Raw genomic sequence first — 17,281 nt, 5'->3', positions numbered from 1 at the left:
ACGATACAGTAGAACTAGAGGGAGATGAAATATGAAAAGAAAGAAATTAATGGGTAGCATGATGTGTAGTGTATTCCTATTCGCAGCATGTGATATATCAAATGATGAAATTGAAACAAAAGCACAAGATTACGCGAAAGCAGAATACGGAATTTCCGTTAAATTAAATCGAGTTGAAACACACGGGAACGGAAAGGATTTTTTTGGTCCAGATCTTCGTACCGCTTATGTGCAGCAAGTTGATGAACCGCACGTGCAATTTCAACTCGATTTTGAGGGGGATTTTTCTCCTAAAGTAAAGAATGATAACTATAAGGTAAAGAAACAAGCAAATGATGTGCAGGAGAAATTCCATACATATTATGAAGAAACAGGCGATCATACACGATTTACGTTTCTTCAAATTCAGACGGGAGATACTGTTTTTGATAAAAAAACTGAGAAAGAAATCAAAAAGAAAAATCAGAAGATGTATGTTACCGGAGTGTTTCAAAGTAATAGCTTTTTAGACCTAAACAATTCTGAGCATATGGAAAAATTAGCGGAAGTTGCAAGAAGAGTTCAATCATTTAATAAAACTATTGAAAATAATAAGATTGTTATAGAGGATATTACCATTTTGCTTCCAAATGCTAAACAACATTTACTCCAAAATATTCCTGTAGACTACATATTAACTGCAGAATATGCGAAACAGACGTTAGAAAAGAGACATGAGTATAGGAAAGCTTTGCAGCTGACAAAGTAAAAAAGGAAACCTCGTAAGGTTTCCTTTTTTAAATGCATATACATTATTTGTTAATGAAGATTCGTTTTACCTACTCGTTTTTTGAAAGGTGATCCTCAAAAGTTTCTCTGTTTTCGTCTCAAATTCTATATGAACAAAAACACCATATTCTTTTCCATTCTCACGCAACCAAAGTTTAAACTTTTCGACGGTCACATGAACAGTCTGTGGCTTTCTACCGATATGAAGATAATCAACAATCTTTGCTTTCGGATATTTTTCTTTCGTTTTTTCTACTGCTAGTTTTCCCCATTTTGCATAGGACGGCTGTGCATGAACGATAGATAATCCATCGTATGTATGAAAAGATGTCAATAAAAGTACAATACTTAAAATGAAATATGTGCAAAGTCGTTTCATAAATAAACTCCTTTTTATTTTTTTTCTATTGTTTGCATAGAACAAAAAACATATAACTGTAGATTTTTTTGTATTCTTTACATAAAAGCGCTCCGTTTACAAAACATAACTATGAATTCATTACTGTCTTTAAGGAGGGAAATATATGCGTAAAATCAGTATTTTAAAAATACTCCTTTTACTTGTATTGATTGGTATATCCATCATCGTAAGTAGTGAACAAACAAAAAATGTACAGGCCTTTTCTAATCAAGTCATTCAAAGAGGCGCATCTGGGGAAGATGTCATCGAATTGCAATCACGCCTGAAATATAACGGATATTATACAGGAAAAGTCGATGGTGTATTTGGGTGGGGTACATATTGGGCACTGCGAAACTTTCAGCAAAAATTTGGGTTAAAGGTTGATGGGCTAGCGGGGCCAAAAACAAAACAAATGCTTATAAAAGCAACCAAATATGAGAAATCGACTGGTGGCGGCGGACAAAGTAGTAAGCCGGCGCAAAACAAAGGAACCAATGTTCCAAATGGTTATTCTCAAAATGATATTCAATTAATGGCCAATGCGGTCTATGGTGAAGCAAGAGGAGAGCCGTATATCGGACAAGTTGCAGTTGCAGCGGTAATTTTGAACCGTGTAACGAGTCCATCGTTTCCTAACACAGTTTCGGGTGTTATTTTTGAACCGCGTGCCTTTACAGCAGTCGCAGACGGACAAATTTATTTAACGCCGAATGAAACGGCGAAAAAAGCAGTATTAGATGCGATAAATGGCTGGGATCCAACTGGAAATGCTCTTTATTATTTCAATCCAGATACTGCAACGAGTAAGTGGATTTGGAGTCGTCCACAAATCAAAAAAATTGGTAAACATATTTTCTGTAAATAGAGCGGAGGTGGAAAGATGTTACGAGGTATTATCATTGTACTATTAACAATTGGTGTCGTGGGGACAGGATATTGGGGCTATAAAGAGCATCAAGAGAAGAATGCGGTATTGATTCGAGCAGAGAACAGTTATCAGCGAGCATTCCATGATTTAGCATACGAGGTCGATTTATTACACGATAAAATTGGAACAACTCTAGCGATGAATTCACGCTCTTCTTTATCGCCAGCACTGGCGGATGTATGGCGTCTTACATCTGAAGCACGATCAGATGTTGGACAGCTTCCTTTAACCTTATTACCCTTTAATAAAACAGAAGAATTTCTGGCGAATATTGGTGACTTTAGTTACCGCACGGCTGTTCGTGATTTAGAAAAAGAACCACTCAATGACCAAGAATATAAAACGTTACAAAGTTTATATGCCAATGCAAAGAATATTCAAGATGAACTTCGCAAAGTACAGCATCTTGTATTGAAAAATAATTTACGCTGGATGGATGTAGAGCTTGCGCTTGCATCAAATAAAGATCCAGCCGATAACACAATTATCGATGGGCTGAAGACAGTTGAAAAGAATGTAACATCATATGCTTCAACAAATTTTGGACCTACTTTTACGAGTTTGCAGAAAAAAGAAAAAGGTGGGTTTCAAGCTGAAGGAAAACCAATTTCAAAAGATGAAGCAGTAAAAATCGCAAAACGATTTTTAAACTTAAAAGGAAATGAAAAAGTGGAAGTTGAGAAAAGTGGAAAAGGCGCAAAAGAATCTTTTTATAGCGTGAAAATTAAAGATCCAAAAACAAATAATGAGTTTTATATGGATATTACCGGAAAAGGTGGATATCCAATTTGGGTCATGAATAACCGTGAGATTAAAGAGCAAAAGATTAGTTTAAATGAAGCAGGAAATAAAGGGTTAGCGTTTTTGAAAAATCATAAGTTTGCAAATATAGAACTGTATGATAGTTCACAATATGATAATGTTGGCGTATTTACGTACGTAGTAAATGAAAATGGGGTGCGGATTTATCCTGAATCTATTCAAATGAAAATTGCATTAGATGATGGATCAATTGTTGGTTTTTCAGCAAAAGAATATTTAGCATCTCATCAAAAACGAACCATTCCAACCGCAACATTATCAGCTACTGAGGCAAGAAAAAAAATCAATCCAGATGTGAAGGTAATGGAAGAACGTAAAGCGGTTGTTGTAAATGATTTGCATAAAGAAGTACTTTGTTACGAATTTGTAGGGACATTAGGGAAAGATACGTATCAAATCTTTATTAATGCAAATGATGGAACAGAAGAAAGAGTGAAAAAGATGCAAGCTGTGGAACACATGTATGATTAAACATCAAGAATAAAAAGTGGTGAACAGAATGAAAAAGTGTATATATATGCTGATGATTTGTTTCGCTATCGCTGGCTGTAGCGTAGGGACAAAAGATAATGCCAGAGAAAAGCCAGAGAAAAGAAATGTATCTATGCGTAATGTGACCTATACTGATAATAATAAACCAAATGAAAAAGTGGCGGATCATCTTGCTTCTTTAGCGGCAAGTATACCAGGCGTGCGAGATGCAACGGCTGTTGTTATCGGTAAATATGCTGTTGTTGGTATTGATGTTAAGGCAAAGTTGGATCGTTCTCGCGTTGAATCCATTAAATATTCTGTCGCGGAAAGCTTAAAGCATGACCCAAAAGGTGCAAATGCGGTTGTTGTCGCAGATGTTGATACGTATGAACGACTGAAACAAATGGGAAATCAAATTAGACATGGTAAAGCGGGAGAAGGAATTCTTGATGAACTTGCCGCCATTGTCGGCCGTGTCATGCCGCAAGTGCCAAATGATATGATTGAAAATAAAGAAACAGATCCAATAAAAGATAATGATAAGCAGTTGCCGAAAAACGAAGAAAATGAGTTAAAAAAGGAACAGAAAGATCAATCGAATCATCACTTGCAAAGATAAGAAAAATCCCGCGTGTGGAAAGCGCGGGATTTTTCTTATCAAATAAATAGTGAAAATTCAGTTTGTTACTAAAGGGATATATGGTTTAATAAAAATAAGGAGAGAAAAAGGAGAGGTTTATAAAATAGAAAGAATGGGGAAATGAAAATGAGCATACATACAGAAAACATTAAACTTGTTCCTTACAAAGAGGAATATAAAGAAAAAATCGCAACATTCACTTTACCTAGCGAACAAGTTCAGTTTACAGCGAATCCAAGTGACTTACTTGAAAAAGCAAAAGAAGACATTACAAAACATGTCGTTGTGATTGTAGATCAAGATGTTCCAGTCGGTATTTTTGCACTTCAAACGGGAGAAAGAGTTACGGAATATACAAATAACCCCAATGCGTTATTATTAGTTTCTTTTTCAGTTGATTATGAAAAGCAAGGAAAAGGCTATGCGAAAAGAGGATTGCGTTTACTACAAGAATATGTCACAGCGTACTTTCCAGAAATAAATGAAGTTGTTTTAGCTGTAAACGAACGAAATATTCCAGCACAAAAAGTATATTTAAAAGTTGGTTTTGAAGATAGAGGACAAAGAAAAATGGGACCAATTGGAAGGCAACTTATTTTATACTTATCAATAAAAAAACAGGAATGAATTGCGTAAAAAATGATCTTTTTAGGAAATCCATTTAAAACTGTTAGTTAAGATATTTCATGAAAGGGTGTGCCAAATATGTCTATGAGTATTATTGCCTTAGTATCCATACTATTATGGGGGGCAGTGACACATGAACTAAGTAAACCTTCAAAAAAGCAAAATAACAGAAAGATTATAACTTTAACATCTTTAGGGTGTTTATCAACACTCGTTATCATTATTTCACTGATTCAAAATCTTTCATTTTAAAAAAGAAAAATATATCGAAGGTTTTTATCTCATATATTTGTTGGTATGCAATTAGGTGTAGTATTGGAAAAAATATGTTAATTTAAGCGATTTTATTGTTATGTATTTCGGGGAAAATGAAATCACTATTTAAAATACCGTTCTAATGATTTAGCAAAGCATAAACCAGATGATTACCATCATCATTTTGCAAGTGAAGCTATCATCTTATTTGAAGTATTATCAATTTAGTGTTGCCAGGAATCATTGCCTTCCATTTATTTGGCGATCAATTAAAAAATGCTGATATGGCTTATCCGATGTTAGTAATTAAGATTTTGCCTATCGCATTATCAGGCTTTTTTGCCGCTGTATTGTTCGGTGCTATTTTAAGTTCATTTAACGGTGCATTAAATAGTTCGATCACTTTATTCACACTGGATTTTTATAAACCCATTTTCAAGAAAGAAGCAAGCGAAAAAGAGTTGGTGAAAGTAGGACGTATTTTTGCGATTACACTCGGTCTCATTGCGGTTATCGTATCACCATTTATTTTATATGCCCCTTCTGGATTATATAACTACTTACAAGAAATGTTTGGTTTTTACAATGTACCAATTATCGCCGCTGTTGTCGTAGGATTTTTTAGTAAAAAAGTACCTGCAAGTGCTCCGAAAATTGCTTTAGTCTTTCATATTATTTTGTATGCGCTCTCAAAAGTGTTTTTAGGATCTATTAATTTCTTATATATTCTTAGTGTACTATTCCCAGCATGTGTAATTGTGATGCTAGTGATTGGAAAATTAAAACCAAGAGAAACAGACTTTGAACTTTTCGATGCTAATAAAGTTGATTTAAAGCCATGGAAATATGCAAAGGTATTTTCAATCTTCCTTATTATATTCATGCTAGGTGCCTATGTATTATTCTCGTCTGTTGGGTTAGCCGCACAGTAATAATGTTTTTTATATCAATATACTATATAAGTTTGGATAATTGACAATTCTCTAAATTATGTTATGATAACTATCAAAACTATATAGTTCTCATCTATCCACTAGGGGTGCCGATATTGGCTGAGATTAAAGTTTATCTTTGAGACCCTTAGTACCTGATCTGGTTCGTACCAGCGTAGGGAAGTGGAAATGACAAAATATGATATTTATATATCTAGGCCACTTTCTTTACCTACTAAGGAAGTGGCTTTTATTTTGTACATTTCTATTTTTTCGTTAGATGTTAGCTGAGTGTAGCATATATGAGGAGGGATATAAATGTCATTTTCACAGTTATTACGTCAAGAAGTTGCTCCGATTTGGCAAGCGAGTTTTGAGCATCCATTTATTAAAGAACTAGGTGAGGGAACACTAGATTTAGCTAGCTTTCGTTACTACGTTTTACAAGATTCCTACTATTTGAGTCACTTCGCTAGAGTACAAACATTAGGGGCAGCGAAGGCGATCGAATTGAAAACGACAGCTCGCATGGCACATCATGCACAAAATACATATGAAGCAGAATTGTCATTGCATGAAAATTTTGCGGAAAAATTAGGAATCACTGAAGAAGAAAAAGCATCCTTTATTCCAGCACCGACAGCTTATGCATATACATCCCATATGTATCGCGCTGCTTATGAAGGGCATTTAGGTGATATTATTGCATCCATTTTACCGTGTTATTGGCTATATTATGAAATTGGCGAGCGTCTTAAAGAGTGTAAGCCAGAAGAACCGATTTACCAAGCATGGATTTCAGCATATGGTTCGGATTGGTTCCGCACATTAGTAGAAGAACAAATTATGCGATTAGATCAAATTGCGGAAACAGTAACAGAGTCGGATCGTAAACGTATGAAACAGCATTTTATCATTAGTAGTCAATATGAATATTCGTTCTGGGAGATGGCTTATACGTTAGAGAAATGGCCCGTTGAAGAAAAAATAGCAACCCGGTAGATATTCATTTTATTTCTTCATTTTTCATAATATATTATGAAAAAATTATATAATTAAAAGAGAAATAGGAAAGATAAAGAGGAGGTAGAACCCTCCTCCTTTTTTTTACTGTTTTTTAACAAAAAATGGATTTTAATGATGGTATAATAAAAGTAAAAAGGGGGGGGAATCTGGATTTTGTTTCAAAGTTTAACAGTCTATTGATTTTGGATTTTATGTAAAATAACGAAAAAAGAGAGGAAGTATTCACTTTATGGAAACGATACAGTTGTTAGCCTTTAAAGATGTAATAGATCCACTTTTTGAGCAAACAGTATTTTATGTGCAGTGGCCAAAACATTGGTCAAGTTTGTTATTAGAGCACAATAGACCATACGAATTAATAAAAAAATTTAAACTTTTAAATAAAAGATTGTATATTATGTTTTCGGATATTTTATTCATTGAGCACGACCCATATAAGTTAGCAGAAGATAGCCTATGGATTATATGTTTAAAACCTCTTAGCTCTGAACAGTTAGAATATATTTGTCGTCAATGGTATGCGTATATTCATAACTGGAAACCGACCGAAATGCCTGGAGAAGTTTTATTAGAATGGCAACCTAGTGCGATTTCAAAGTTGTCGTTACTACATGATAAAAAAACATTTTATATATGGGTACCAGCATTAATTTCACATTTGTTTTGTGAACGCGCGCTGCATCTATCTATAGGAAATAAGCAATATGAAGAAGTTCCTTTTTACCCGCTTCGAGAGCAAAATAGATGTGAAGCGATGTCTGAGCCTATTCAGGATAAAAAGACAAAGGAATATTTTTCTTATATATATCGGTTTGAGCTTATCACCCGTGGAATTGAAAATATGTTTCTACTTAAAGTTTCTATTGGTAAAAGGCGTTTTTATCAAACAGCAAATCAATATGCAAATTATATGATTATGAAAAAAAGAAAAGGAACTGTACTAGTCTCTAACTGCCATAATGAAAAGGATAAGTTTGTTACACTCAAAATAGAAGACGCGCGATTTGGAGTGAATTGGTCCAAAGCTTATCGGGAATTACAGAATGTTTTTATGCTTAAGAAACAGTTAGATTTAGTTAAGATTATGCAAAGTCCAAAAAAATATATAAAAGGGAAAAGGATACGAGCACTTGTTATATATGATGAAAATATCTTTAAGGTTCCCGGTACGAAAATAAAACGTGGGATCAGTAGAAGAGAGAAGGAAGTACTCTTACAAGCATTTCATCAGCGATTTCCTCATTGTACATATATTCCACTATGTAAAAATGTAACTATAAATCAAAATGATGAGTTATTTCCGCTTTATATAAGAGAAGAAATGAAAGAGATCACACTAGAACTATGGTCTTTTCAAAGACTTACAGAAATAGAAAGAATATTATTTGAAGAAGGACTAATTTTAGAGAAGAGGGCAAACCATTCTTATATATTAAATTCTAAACCGCAAATTATACTAAACATCGTAACGTATAATCCCAAAATTATTAAACAGCACCCATATCGAATGGATTATTGTCATAAGTATAAAGAAGATCGTATCCAAAGTGTGATCCGAGCAATATCTTCTATACCAATTCAATCATTTCAAACATCGTTGTCTTTAATAGAAGTCGAAAAGTGTGATGGTCGTGAAAAAATCGATCCGAAACAAGTGATTCGAGAAGCATTTGCAAGGACAAATCGCATTTCACAATTTATCGAACGATTAGACGGAGAGGAGATAAAGAAGGAACATATAGTAAGAGCCATTTTTAGTTTATTAGAAAAGATAGGATTTCGTAAACGAAGCTGGGAGAGTATACATCCATCACATACATATGTTAGTTTATCAATAGAAGAAATCTATAACAATCAATTTGTACCTATTCTATCCAAAATAAACGAGGGAGAAATTGTATATAAATTATATGGGAGTCATGAGTGGCGAGACTTTACATCTATCCTCTTAAACGTAAGTGCACACGAAACGTTCTTACCGCAACCGTCAAAGCGAAATGATATAGGAATTCAATTTAAAAAATATATAACGGAAGAATTAACAGCAATCGCAGAAGAAGCTAAAAAGGAAAATAAGCAAGTGTATTTTCTTATAGACGCAAGTATGAGAGAGTACTGGATTGAAAGTTTGCAAAATGAACACATGGACTTACATGATCTACCTTATATCAGTGAGGAATTCCAATTGCTTTCTAATGTAACAGCCATTCGTATTAACAATCAGTATGATGTTCCGAACTATATAGTGCCGTTAGAAAAGGAGTGCGATGAAACAGAGTTATATGTGGACCAAAGCGGACTGTATTATAGTGTAAATATCTATCCTCTAAACGATACGGGATGGAAGGAACAGCGCATATTAGAAATTGTAGTAATCGGAGCGAAGCAAGAGGAACGAGATCAGATTGCTAAAATAATCACTTATATGTGCAAAATGAGCATCATACCTGGGGAGCGTCCATTTATACCATTTCCGATGCAAATGGTAAAACTAATAAAAAAGTATATAACAGATATTGACTTATGGCAATCAAGTGATGAATTGGATACAGATTGGCTGATAGAGAATGAATAAGGATAGGTGGTGAGAAATTATGAAGAAATGAAAGACGATTGTAATCTGTACATGGATCATAGCGATTCTTTTACTGAGTTTTACATGGCTTGAATTGGTGTTATTACAAATAGTAGGGCTACAATATGAATCGAATTAGGCTCTCATTATGTTCTTTATCGTGTATATATTCACTAATCTTCCACTTTCACTCATTGTAGACAATATACCAAAAGCTTTGAAATCTCTTGATTTGATTCAAACAAGCAAAGGATGGATTCCGTTTCTATTCGATGCAGGAAAAACATATATTCTCATTATGACAATTGATTATTTTATGGAGTCTATTACGATTTCGTGGCAAGGTGTTTTTCTATTTGCTATCATAAGGGGATCTATTGGATTAAAAATAAAGAAGGATGATCCAGAACCCCCTTCGTATTCAGAAGTAACAAAATCATTAAAAAATAACGAATAATACTTCTAAACATATGACAAATCCCATTTGTCTCAAAAACAAGGATTTGTCATTTCTTCATAAAAGTGTGGGGAGCGATTGTCAATTCTAATTTTGTTTTTTGTATTTACTTTTCATGCAAGCAGGATTAAGATGTCTTTTAGGAATAATAGTTATGAAAACATGAAACATGCTTTTATATGGCATGGTCTGATAAAATAAGAACATTTCCTTTGCAAAATAGAAATGAAAGAAGTTTTGAAAGGGGTGGAACATTGTGAAGAAGCTTGATGTATTGTTAATGCTGCTTAGCGGTTTGTTCCCGGTTGCGGGGATTATGAAACAAATCCCGCTACCATTATCACTCATTCTAGGTGGATTATTGTTTTTTACGAGTTTTGGTAGTTATTATACAAAACAAACGAGTTCTCGTGTTTGTAGTTGGCTAGCTTATACTATATTTATCACATTCTTAATGGGAATTTGGGATCAATACGTAACAATGAGCTCGTTACTAGCAAACGCGAAAATTGCCGCATGTATCGCTTTACTTCCAGCCATTCTTTGCTTCCGTACATATGGAATTACGTTTGGATTACTTGCGCTATGGGGAGCATTATTATGGGATGTAAAAGAAGTACAATCACTAGCTGTTTTAGGACGCATGATGAATTTACTCACAACAGAAAAAATGTATTTACTATTACTCATAGCGGGCTTTTTAGTAGGTGGTTTATTCGCAAATGGATTTCGTCGTAAAAATGATAAGTTTAAACAAGAAACACCAAATGTATTAAAACAAAAAAAGAAACGAATGAGACCTACATTTCACATTCGCATTCCACGTTTACCGAAACTGAGAATGAAAATGTTAACATTCGGAAGAACACCTACTCAATCAAAAGACAAGCGTCCATATGAATCAATGCGTGAAGAAAATATCCACGCAATACAACAAGAACCGCAACATGAACAACAAGAGCCGACAACACTAGGTCAAACAAGAATGGAACGAAGACGGAATCGGTATCATGTTTGATTGAACTCACAATTCCCTCTCAATTATAAGAGAGTGGATTGTGTTTTTTTATTTGAATAAATACTATTATTACTTTAGTCAGGACTAAAAAATCTGTTATACTTTTCATAAAAAAAGAAGTGATACTCTATATTTTGAGTGGAACGGTTTCATGAAAGGAATTAACATGCAATTAATCCAATGTACAAAAAAACTAGCAGATATGATGGAATTAAAAACAGAGAAAGTAGATCAAAGGGAAAGTAACAACTTACATAGTTGGCACGCGAATTTATTTACAATCAATCGTAAGAAATGTGTAATCGTGATGAATAATGTGACGCGGTACCATTTCATCATTTATGGAGTAACGAAAAAGGATTTACGAAATTTTGAGGCGTTATTTCAAAAGAACTTAGTAACAAACTTGTTATCAGATGGAGTCGAACCAGAAGTAATTGAACATTATGTAAAGAGTAGCTCACCGATGCAATATGCAGCAACAAATAATCGCAGTATTCTTTCGCAAATGAATGATGCGGTCTTTATGGTGGACCATTACTTCTACGCTGAATTAGTAGAGAAACAGAAGCCTTTTATTAATATTGAAAAGCTCAATCAAAATTTAAATAAAACTGTAATGTTGAAAATACCGAAGTATCCTGCTGATATGATGAGAGATGCTCTTAATCAACATTTGATTATGTCAAAGAACGAATAGAGGAGAAAAGGCATGAGAGATCAGTTACGGAAAATTATTGATAACATGTCAGAAGAAGAAGTGAAATCACTGTTACGCCTTGTTTTACTGCAACTTGAGCTTGTAGCGGAACATCGGGATGAAGAAATGATTCATATGGTAGCAGAAATATCAAAACAATTAATAGAATCACAAAAGCCTACATTACACATAAAAGACAGCGAACATGTACATATTGCATTTGGTGATTCGTCGGCAGGTTGCTTAAAGCACACGTTAAAAAAGGAAGGGTTTCATCAAGATTATGTCATTTCATTATCGGATATTTTTTCAGTCGGGCCAATTTTTCACTTAGATGATCGAAAAGGACAAGTTGCTAGGCAAGAATGGTTATCTAGCAATTTAAGCACAGGTGATTTCTATTTTGAGGAAGAGTATTTACCGCGCTTTCTTTCTTCATTAGAAGAGATGCGCTCTATTTCGCAAGATACATCAGTTACAATTTGGAAAGCCGATAATGCTCATGAACATGTAGGGCTTTGCTTTGCACTTGCTATGTTAAAAGATAAGAAAAATATTAGAATAATTGACGCTTCAGAAGCGCAGAAAGAGTTATTGAATAAAGAGTATGATATATGTGGAACTGGTGAACTAGCCCCAGAAGATATAGCGGTCATTCTTGAACAATATAAAGAAAAGGAATGTTTAAAAGAAGAAGCTCGAGCAGATTTAACAAAGGAATGGAACGCTTTATCTACTAATACAGCACTCTTACGCATTTGGAAAGATGGTACAGTTCATTCTGTAGTAGAAGATTATTTTGATGAATATATAGTTCGATGTGCAAAAGAAATAGGAGCAGACAAAGGTTTTTCTAAAGCAGCTCACGTAATTGGAGAAGTGCTTGGCCGTGTAAAACAGTTAGTCGGGGATGTTTTTCTTGAATATCGCTTACAAACATTAATAAAACAAAATATTTTTCAAGCCAAAGGTTCCTTAAAAGCAATGCGCTATTATAGTGTGAAATTAAATAGATAAAAGGATGAGAGCTTTATTTTTGAAGGATATGTTTTCAAAAGTAAGGCTTTTTTTAGTTTTAAAAAATGAATTTGGGCGGTATATAAGCTACCTTTAGGTAACCTATGGCATATGAATGTTGAAAGAAACATAGATAAAGGAGGTAACATTTCATATGTATAACTACCCGAATTATCCAGGTATAGGTTATGATCAAACTATGTATTCGCAGTACCAAGGCTATGGTGAAGAGGCTATGGAACCGAGAGAGAGTGATTATGAAGAGTACCGACCTGATGATGCGGAAGATGCGCCGACGTCACCACCTCCGTCACAAGCACCTTCCGTACCTTCGACATTCGCATCACCTGTACAAAGCAGTAATATTAGATCATGGGTGTGTAATTGTTTAGGAAGGTGGGGATACTTACGATTGCATCGTCCTGGCCCTTTTGGAAGAGATTTATGGTTTTTCCCAACTGAAGTAAGAAGAGGTGGGGTATCCGGTTATACGTGGCAAGCTGGACGTCGCCGGAAAGTAAGCTATCGATACCAACAAATTAGTAATTTTATGTGTTTTGCTTAGAAAAAATCAAAGAGGAGAATATTCTTCTCTTTGATTTTTATTTTTCAAGTTTCAAAGTAATATATTGACAAAAAAACATAATTTTCATTCTTTTGATGGGTTATAATTCATATGTTGGAGTGATTTTTATAAAACATGAGAGTGAGGGAGTGCGATGTCTGTAAAAAACAAAGTTGGCCGAAATATTAAGGATGGAATTAAGTTAGCTTCTCCTGAATTTAAAGAATATGCGTATGAAATCTATAAGGAATCACGTAAATTACAACCGATTTTGTTCGTATATAAAGGGGAGTTAGGCACAGAGTGGCTTATTACAAGATATGAAGATGCATTGTCTTTATTAAAAGATTCGCGGTTAAAGAAAAATCCAGAAAATATTTTTTCTCAAGAAAAATTAAAATCATTATTTTCGATTGAAAATAGTGATTATTTAACAAAACATATGTTAAATGCAGATCCGCCTGATCATAACCGTTTGCGAGCACTTGTTCAAAAAGCGTTTACTCCTAAAATGATTTCGCAATTACATAATCGCATTCAACATATTGCGGACACTTTATTAGATCATGTTGAACAGAAGCGTTCCTTTCATTTTATTCGTGATTTTTCATTCCCATTACCAATCATAGTCATTAGTGAAATGCTCGGCATTCCAAAAGAAGATCAAGCAAAATTCCGCATATGGTCTCATGCGGTTATCGATTCACCTGAAATACCAGAAGAAAAAATAGAGAATGAAGAAAAACTTTCTGAGTTTATTACGTATTTACAATACTTAGTTGATTTAAAACGAAAAGAGCCAAAAGAAGACTTAATTAGCAGATTAATACAAGCTGAAAGTGAAGGCGGTCAATTGAGTGCGGCAGAGCTTTATTCCATGATTATGCTGCTTATTGTAGCTGGGCATGAAACAACGGTAAATTTAATGACGAATACAGTGTTAGCATTATTAGAGAATCCAGATCAACTGCAGTTATTAAAGGAAAGACCAGAACTTATTGATTCAGCAATTGAAGAAGGCTTACGTTACTATTCTCCAGTTGAGGTTACAACAGCACGCTGGGCAGCTGAACCTTTTCACATACATGACAAAGTGATTCAAAAGGGGGATATGGTGACGATTTCTTTAGCCTCTGCAAATCGGGATGAAACCGTTTTTGTAAATCCAGATGTATTTAATATTACAAGGGAAAATAATCGCCATATTGCTTTTGGGCATGGAGGGCATTTTTGTTTAGGAGCACCATTGGCTAGATTAGAAGCAAAAATCGCAATTGCTACATTGTTAAAACGGATGCCTCGATTACGAATAAAAGGAAAGAGAGAAGACATAAAATGGGAAGGTAATTATTTAATGCGTTCTTTAAAGGAATTACCATTAACTTTCTAGAATATAGGTATGTGAGACACGCATACATCATATTTCACTTACATAGAGTATGTATGTGTAAATCAAAATTAAAACGGAAGGGTGAAGACATCCCAATGATCAACTAATTCTATTTGTTAGGAAATCTTCGTTAAAAAACGAAATCTTCTTCTGAATAGGATTAGTATGTACATTTTTGTATAAGAGGGATGTGATTCGCACTGCGAATGTACGGTCTTTTTCATATGATTTGTACTGCCTCTTATTCAGAACGAAAATAGGGGGCTTTTTTATGTCAGTAAGTGCAGAAACAAATCCAAAAGTTGGCATGTCGCAAGTATTAAAAAATCGATTTGTGCAAGGAATTCTTATCTCGGCACTATGTTTACAAATCGGGATATGGGTTCGGAATTTTGCGGTATTACTATATGTCATGGAAATGACAAAAGGAAATGCGTTTGCAATTTCTATGATTTCAGTTGCGGAGTTTGCACCTATTTTTATTTTTTCATTTATTGGAGGAACATTTGCAGATCGGTGGAAACCACGAAAAACGATGATTTGGTGCGAAGCTTTAAGCTCTTTATCTGTATTTGCAGTCCTTCTCACACTCATGTTTGGCACATGGAAAGTCGTTTTCTTCGTTACTTTAATCTCAGCGATTCTTTCGCAATTTTCTCAGCCTTCTGGTATGAAATTATTCAAGCAACATTTATCAGCAGAAGAGATACAATTAGCCATGTCGTTATATCAAACGACTTTTGCGATATTTATGATACTCGGACCTATACTTGGCACTTTTGTTTTTCAAAGCTTTGGTATTTATATTTCAATTGTCGTAACAGGAGTTGCTTTTTTACTTGCGGCTATTGTTTTATTGTTTTTGCCAAAAGATGTGGAGATGCATGCGGAAAAGAAGCAAGTGAGTTTACTGCAAGAAATGGCAGATGGTATTAAGTATGTGTTAGGTAAGAAAGCATTAACGTTACTGGGTATTTGTTTTATGGCTGCAGGATTAGGGATTGGTCTTATTCAACCATTAGGAATCTTTATCGTGACAGAGCAACTTGGTTTATCTAAGGAAAGTTTACAATGGTTATTGACGGTAAACGGAGCCGGTATGATCATTGGAGGTGCCTTAGCAATGATATTTGCCAAAAACGTTGCGCCGCAAAAGATGTTAATGATCGGGTTGCTTGCACAAGCAATCGGCATCGGGGTAATTGGATTCTCTACAAACTTATGGATTACACTTACGGCACAGTTGTTTAGTGGTCTCGCTCTTCCTTGTATTCAAATTGGCATTAATACACTTATCATTCAAAACTCTGATACAGACTTTATTGGACGTGTAAATGGAATCTTAAGTCCACTATTTACAGGATCAATGGTATTAACGATGAGTATAGCGGGTTCGTTAAAAGAAATGTTTTCACTTAGTATGCTTTATGAAGGAACAGCGGTATTATTTATCGTTGGGTTATTTGTGATTTTACCAATTTATCATTTAAAACCTGCCGTAAGGGCTGAAAATCAACCAGCGAAAGAAGGAAGTGCTATCCAACAAGAATCATAATTCTAACAAAAAGTAGAAGTATCAGACCTCATAAATTTGTTAATGATAAAAGCATAAGGAGGTGTGATACTGATGGCACAAGATGTTTTATGCGAAGTAAACAACTGTAAATATTGGGGCAACGGTAACAAATGTAATGCCGATGCAATTTATGTAGTAAGTCATAAAGGAAAGCAAGCCTCGAAAACAGAAGAAACGGATTGTAAAACTTTCACACCAGAAGCTTAATTTTTTTCGGGTAACCATATGGCGGTTACCCTTTTCTTAATTATATTATTGATAATAAATTTCATTTTCATTCATTGTTTCTTATTTTTCTTTTCGTTCATGCTACTTTTTTATTCATGAAATCATCTTCCATGAGTGCTAAAATAAAAATCCCAAAAACAAGGTCAGGAGAAACTCTCTTTGTTTTTTATGTTTCTCAATTGTAAAGAAATGGTTTCTCTCGTACGATGAAAGTATAGCTAAATCAAATCGTGTAAAGGAGGATATTAATGTTAACGTGTCGAAAAAGCGAGCTCTTTCAACAGTTTATTCATAATGTAACAGCCAGCATTGAAAATAGTAAAAATGAAGAAACGATAGTTTGTACAATTGAGAAACTTTTAGAAAAACTTTTAGAGACAAAAGCATGGCTCCCGTTAGAAAAACAGAAAGCAAATAGAAATCAATATGCGCGTCATTTATTATATAAAGATCCATTAGATCGTTTTGAAGTGCTTGCGCTTGTATGGAGAGACGGACAAGCAACACCATTACATGATCATGATGGTACTTGGGGAGTAGAAGGAGTTTTTTCTGGACGAATTAAGGTGAAAAATTTTTTAAAAATTAAGCAATTAGAAGAATCAATTTTTCAATTGAAATATTTAGGTCATTTATATTTAGGGGAAGGGAAAACGGATAAAATCATTCCTCCAGCTGATTGTCATATCCTTGAAATCGAGCCGAATGAACAAGTTATTACCATCCATATTTATGGAAAGAAACTGGAGAAATTTAAAGTATTTATACCAACTGAAAGAAAAGATATATATAGGTGTAAGATGAAGTATATTCAATATAGCTCATAACAGTTGTAAGGAATTTAACCCAAAAATGAAAACGCTATCTTTTAAGGGGGGAG

17 protein-coding genes, 1 pseudogene and 1 riboswitch are annotated in these 17,281 nt (G+C 34.3%); of the genes and pseudogenes, 17 read left to right on the top strand and 1 reads right to left on the bottom strand.

The genetic code is table 11. The features are described from left to right. The first annotated feature begins 31 nt into the window (after positions 1–31). Positions 32–748, top strand: coding sequence for a hypothetical protein (locus BCER98_RS09780; protein WP_012094380.1), 717 nt, complete (start codon positions 32–34; stop codon positions 746–748). Positions 749–814: 66 nt separating this feature from the next. On the opposite strand, the gene BCER98_RS09775 is transcribed toward BCER98_RS09780, so the two are convergent. Next, positions 815–1,147, bottom strand: a complete 333-nt coding sequence (locus BCER98_RS09775) for a DUF3889 domain-containing protein (protein ID WP_012094379.1) — start codon at positions 1,145–1,147, stop codon at positions 815–817. A gap of 145 nt (positions 1,148–1,292) precedes the next feature. Here BCER98_RS09775 and sleB point away from each other — a divergent pair, with 145 nt between their 5' ends. From sleB to BCER98_RS09700, 16 genes and pseudogenes are all read left to right on the top strand, one after another. Further along, entirely contained in the window at positions 1,293–2,036 is a 744-nt protein-coding gene (gene sleB, locus BCER98_RS09770) for a spore cortex-lytic enzyme (protein WP_012094378.1), read from the top strand. Between the two features lie 15 nt (positions 2,037–2,051). Next, positions 2,052–3,392: a germination protein YpeB gene (ypeB, locus tag BCER98_RS09765; RefSeq protein ID WP_012094377.1), complete on the top strand. Its 1,341-nt coding sequence runs from the start codon at positions 2,052–2,054 to the stop codon at positions 3,390–3,392. A gap of 28 nt (positions 3,393–3,420) precedes the next feature. Then, the gene (locus BCER98_RS09760) at positions 3,421–4,014 is read left to right on the top strand and encodes a YhcN/YlaJ family sporulation lipoprotein (protein ID WP_012094376.1); all 594 of its coding nucleotides are present in this window, start codon (positions 3,421–3,423) and stop codon (positions 4,012–4,014) included. A 147-nt stretch (positions 4,015–4,161) separates the two neighbouring features. After that, positions 4,162–4,662 (top strand): GNAT family N-acetyltransferase, encoded by a 501-nt coding sequence (locus BCER98_RS09755; protein ID WP_012094375.1) that lies wholly within the window; start codon positions 4,162–4,164, stop codon positions 4,660–4,662. Positions 4,663–5,132: 470 nt separating this feature from the next. Beyond that, a pseudogene (locus BCER98_RS09750) lies at positions 5,133–5,849 on the top strand (sodium:solute symporter family transporter); the annotation flags it as partial. Between the two features lie 93 nt (positions 5,850–5,942). Continuing rightward, a riboswitch (TPP riboswitch) is annotated at positions 5,943–6,048 on the top strand. Between the two features lie 119 nt (positions 6,049–6,167). Further along, entirely contained in the window at positions 6,168–6,851 is a 684-nt protein-coding gene (gene tenA, locus BCER98_RS09745) for a thiaminase II (protein WP_012094373.1), read from the top strand. A 253-nt stretch (positions 6,852–7,104) separates the two neighbouring features. Continuing rightward, a complete protein-coding gene (locus BCER98_RS09740; protein WP_012094372.1) occupies positions 7,105–9,450 on the top strand; it encodes a pPIWI_RE module domain-containing protein in 2,346 nt (781 codons plus the stop codon). A gap of 148 nt (positions 9,451–9,598) precedes the next feature. Next, complete coding sequence (locus tag BCER98_RS09735; protein ID WP_012094371.1) at positions 9,599–9,907, top strand: hypothetical protein; 309 nt, start codon at positions 9,599–9,601, stop codon at positions 9,905–9,907. A 256-nt stretch (positions 9,908–10,163) separates the two neighbouring features. Beyond that, a complete protein-coding gene (locus tag BCER98_RS09730; RefSeq protein WP_012094370.1) occupies positions 10,164–10,925 on the top strand; it encodes a DUF3959 family protein in 762 nt (253 codons plus the stop codon). A 151-nt stretch (positions 10,926–11,076) separates the two neighbouring features. After that, positions 11,077–11,625, top strand: a complete 549-nt coding sequence (locus tag BCER98_RS09725) for a DUF6933 domain-containing protein (protein WP_237701327.1) — start codon at positions 11,077–11,079, stop codon at positions 11,623–11,625. Between the two features lie 12 nt (positions 11,626–11,637). Next, positions 11,638–12,642 carry a DUF1835 domain-containing protein gene (locus tag BCER98_RS09720; protein ID WP_012094368.1) on the top strand — a complete coding sequence of 335 codons (1,005 nt, stop codon included), beginning with the start codon at positions 11,638–11,640 and terminating at the stop codon, positions 12,640–12,642. Positions 12,643–12,796: 154 nt separating this feature from the next. Continuing rightward, complete coding sequence (locus BCER98_RS09715) at positions 12,797–13,207, top strand: hypothetical protein (RefSeq protein WP_012094367.1); 411 nt, start codon at positions 12,797–12,799, stop codon at positions 13,205–13,207. 154 nt (positions 13,208–13,361) lie between these two features. Beyond that, complete coding sequence (locus tag BCER98_RS09710) at positions 13,362–14,597, top strand: cytochrome P450 family protein (protein WP_012094366.1); 1,236 nt, start codon at positions 13,362–13,364, stop codon at positions 14,595–14,597. Positions 14,598–14,868: 271 nt separating this feature from the next. Beyond that, the gene (locus BCER98_RS09705) at positions 14,869–16,152 is read left to right on the top strand and encodes an MFS transporter (protein ID WP_012094365.1); all 1,284 of its coding nucleotides are present in this window, start codon (positions 14,869–14,871) and stop codon (positions 16,150–16,152) included. Between the two features lie 72 nt (positions 16,153–16,224). Next, entirely contained in the window at positions 16,225–16,380 is a 156-nt protein-coding gene (locus tag BCER98_RS20995; protein WP_012094364.1) for a DUF1540 domain-containing protein, read from the top strand. 269 nt (positions 16,381–16,649) lie between these two features. Beyond that, on the top strand, positions 16,650–17,228 hold the full coding sequence (locus BCER98_RS09700; protein ID WP_012094363.1) for a cysteine dioxygenase family protein: 579 nt from the start codon (positions 16,650–16,652) through the stop codon (positions 17,226–17,228). Positions 17,229–17,281: the final 53 nt, after the last annotated feature.

The sequence above is a fragment of the Bacillus cytotoxicus NVH 391-98 genome (assembly GCF_000017425.1).
Classification (GTDB): domain Bacteria; phylum Bacillota; class Bacilli; order Bacillales; family Bacillaceae_G; genus Bacillus_A; species Bacillus_A cytotoxicus.
Note: the sequence above shows the minus strand (reverse complement) of the source record. Positions and strands in the feature narration are given on the sequence as shown.

Excerpts from the sequence above, each read along its gene's own strand:
- BCER98_RS09780 (WP_012094380.1), top strand. The coding sequence starts at position 32 with ATGAAAAGAAAGAAATTAATGGGTAGCATGATGTGTAGTGTATTCCTA.
- BCER98_RS09775 (WP_012094379.1), bottom strand. The coding sequence starts at position 1,147 with ATGAAACGACTTTGCACATATTTCATTTTAAGTATTGTACTTTTATTG.
- sleB (WP_012094378.1), top strand. The coding sequence starts at position 1,293 with ATGCGTAAAATCAGTATTTTAAAAATACTCCTTTTACTTGTATTGATT.
- ypeB (WP_012094377.1), top strand. The coding sequence starts at position 2,052 with ATGTTACGAGGTATTATCATTGTACTATTAACAATTGGTGTCGTGGGG.
- BCER98_RS09760 (WP_012094376.1), top strand. The coding sequence starts at position 3,421 with ATGAAAAAGTGTATATATATGCTGATGATTTGTTTCGCTATCGCTGGC.
- BCER98_RS09755 (WP_012094375.1), top strand. The coding sequence starts at position 4,162 with ATGAGCATACATACAGAAAACATTAAACTTGTTCCTTACAAAGAGGAA.
- tenA (WP_012094373.1), top strand. The coding sequence starts at position 6,168 with ATGTCATTTTCACAGTTATTACGTCAAGAAGTTGCTCCGATTTGGCAA.
- BCER98_RS09740 (WP_012094372.1), top strand. The coding sequence starts at position 7,105 with ATGGAAACGATACAGTTGTTAGCCTTTAAAGATGTAATAGATCCACTT.
- BCER98_RS09735 (WP_012094371.1), top strand. The coding sequence starts at position 9,599 with ATGTTCTTTATCGTGTATATATTCACTAATCTTCCACTTTCACTCATT.
- BCER98_RS09725 (WP_237701327.1), top strand. The coding sequence starts at position 11,077 with ATGAAAGGAATTAACATGCAATTAATCCAATGTACAAAAAAACTAGCA.
- BCER98_RS09720 (WP_012094368.1), top strand. The coding sequence starts at position 11,638 with ATGAGAGATCAGTTACGGAAAATTATTGATAACATGTCAGAAGAAGAA.
- BCER98_RS09715 (WP_012094367.1), top strand. The coding sequence starts at position 12,797 with ATGTATAACTACCCGAATTATCCAGGTATAGGTTATGATCAAACTATG.
- BCER98_RS09710 (WP_012094366.1), top strand. The coding sequence starts at position 13,362 with ATGTCTGTAAAAAACAAAGTTGGCCGAAATATTAAGGATGGAATTAAG.
- BCER98_RS09705 (WP_012094365.1), top strand. The coding sequence starts at position 14,869 with ATGTCAGTAAGTGCAGAAACAAATCCAAAAGTTGGCATGTCGCAAGTA.
- BCER98_RS20995 (WP_012094364.1), top strand. The coding sequence starts at position 16,225 with ATGGCACAAGATGTTTTATGCGAAGTAAACAACTGTAAATATTGGGGC.
- BCER98_RS09700 (WP_012094363.1), top strand. The coding sequence starts at position 16,650 with ATGTTAACGTGTCGAAAAAGCGAGCTCTTTCAACAGTTTATTCATAAT.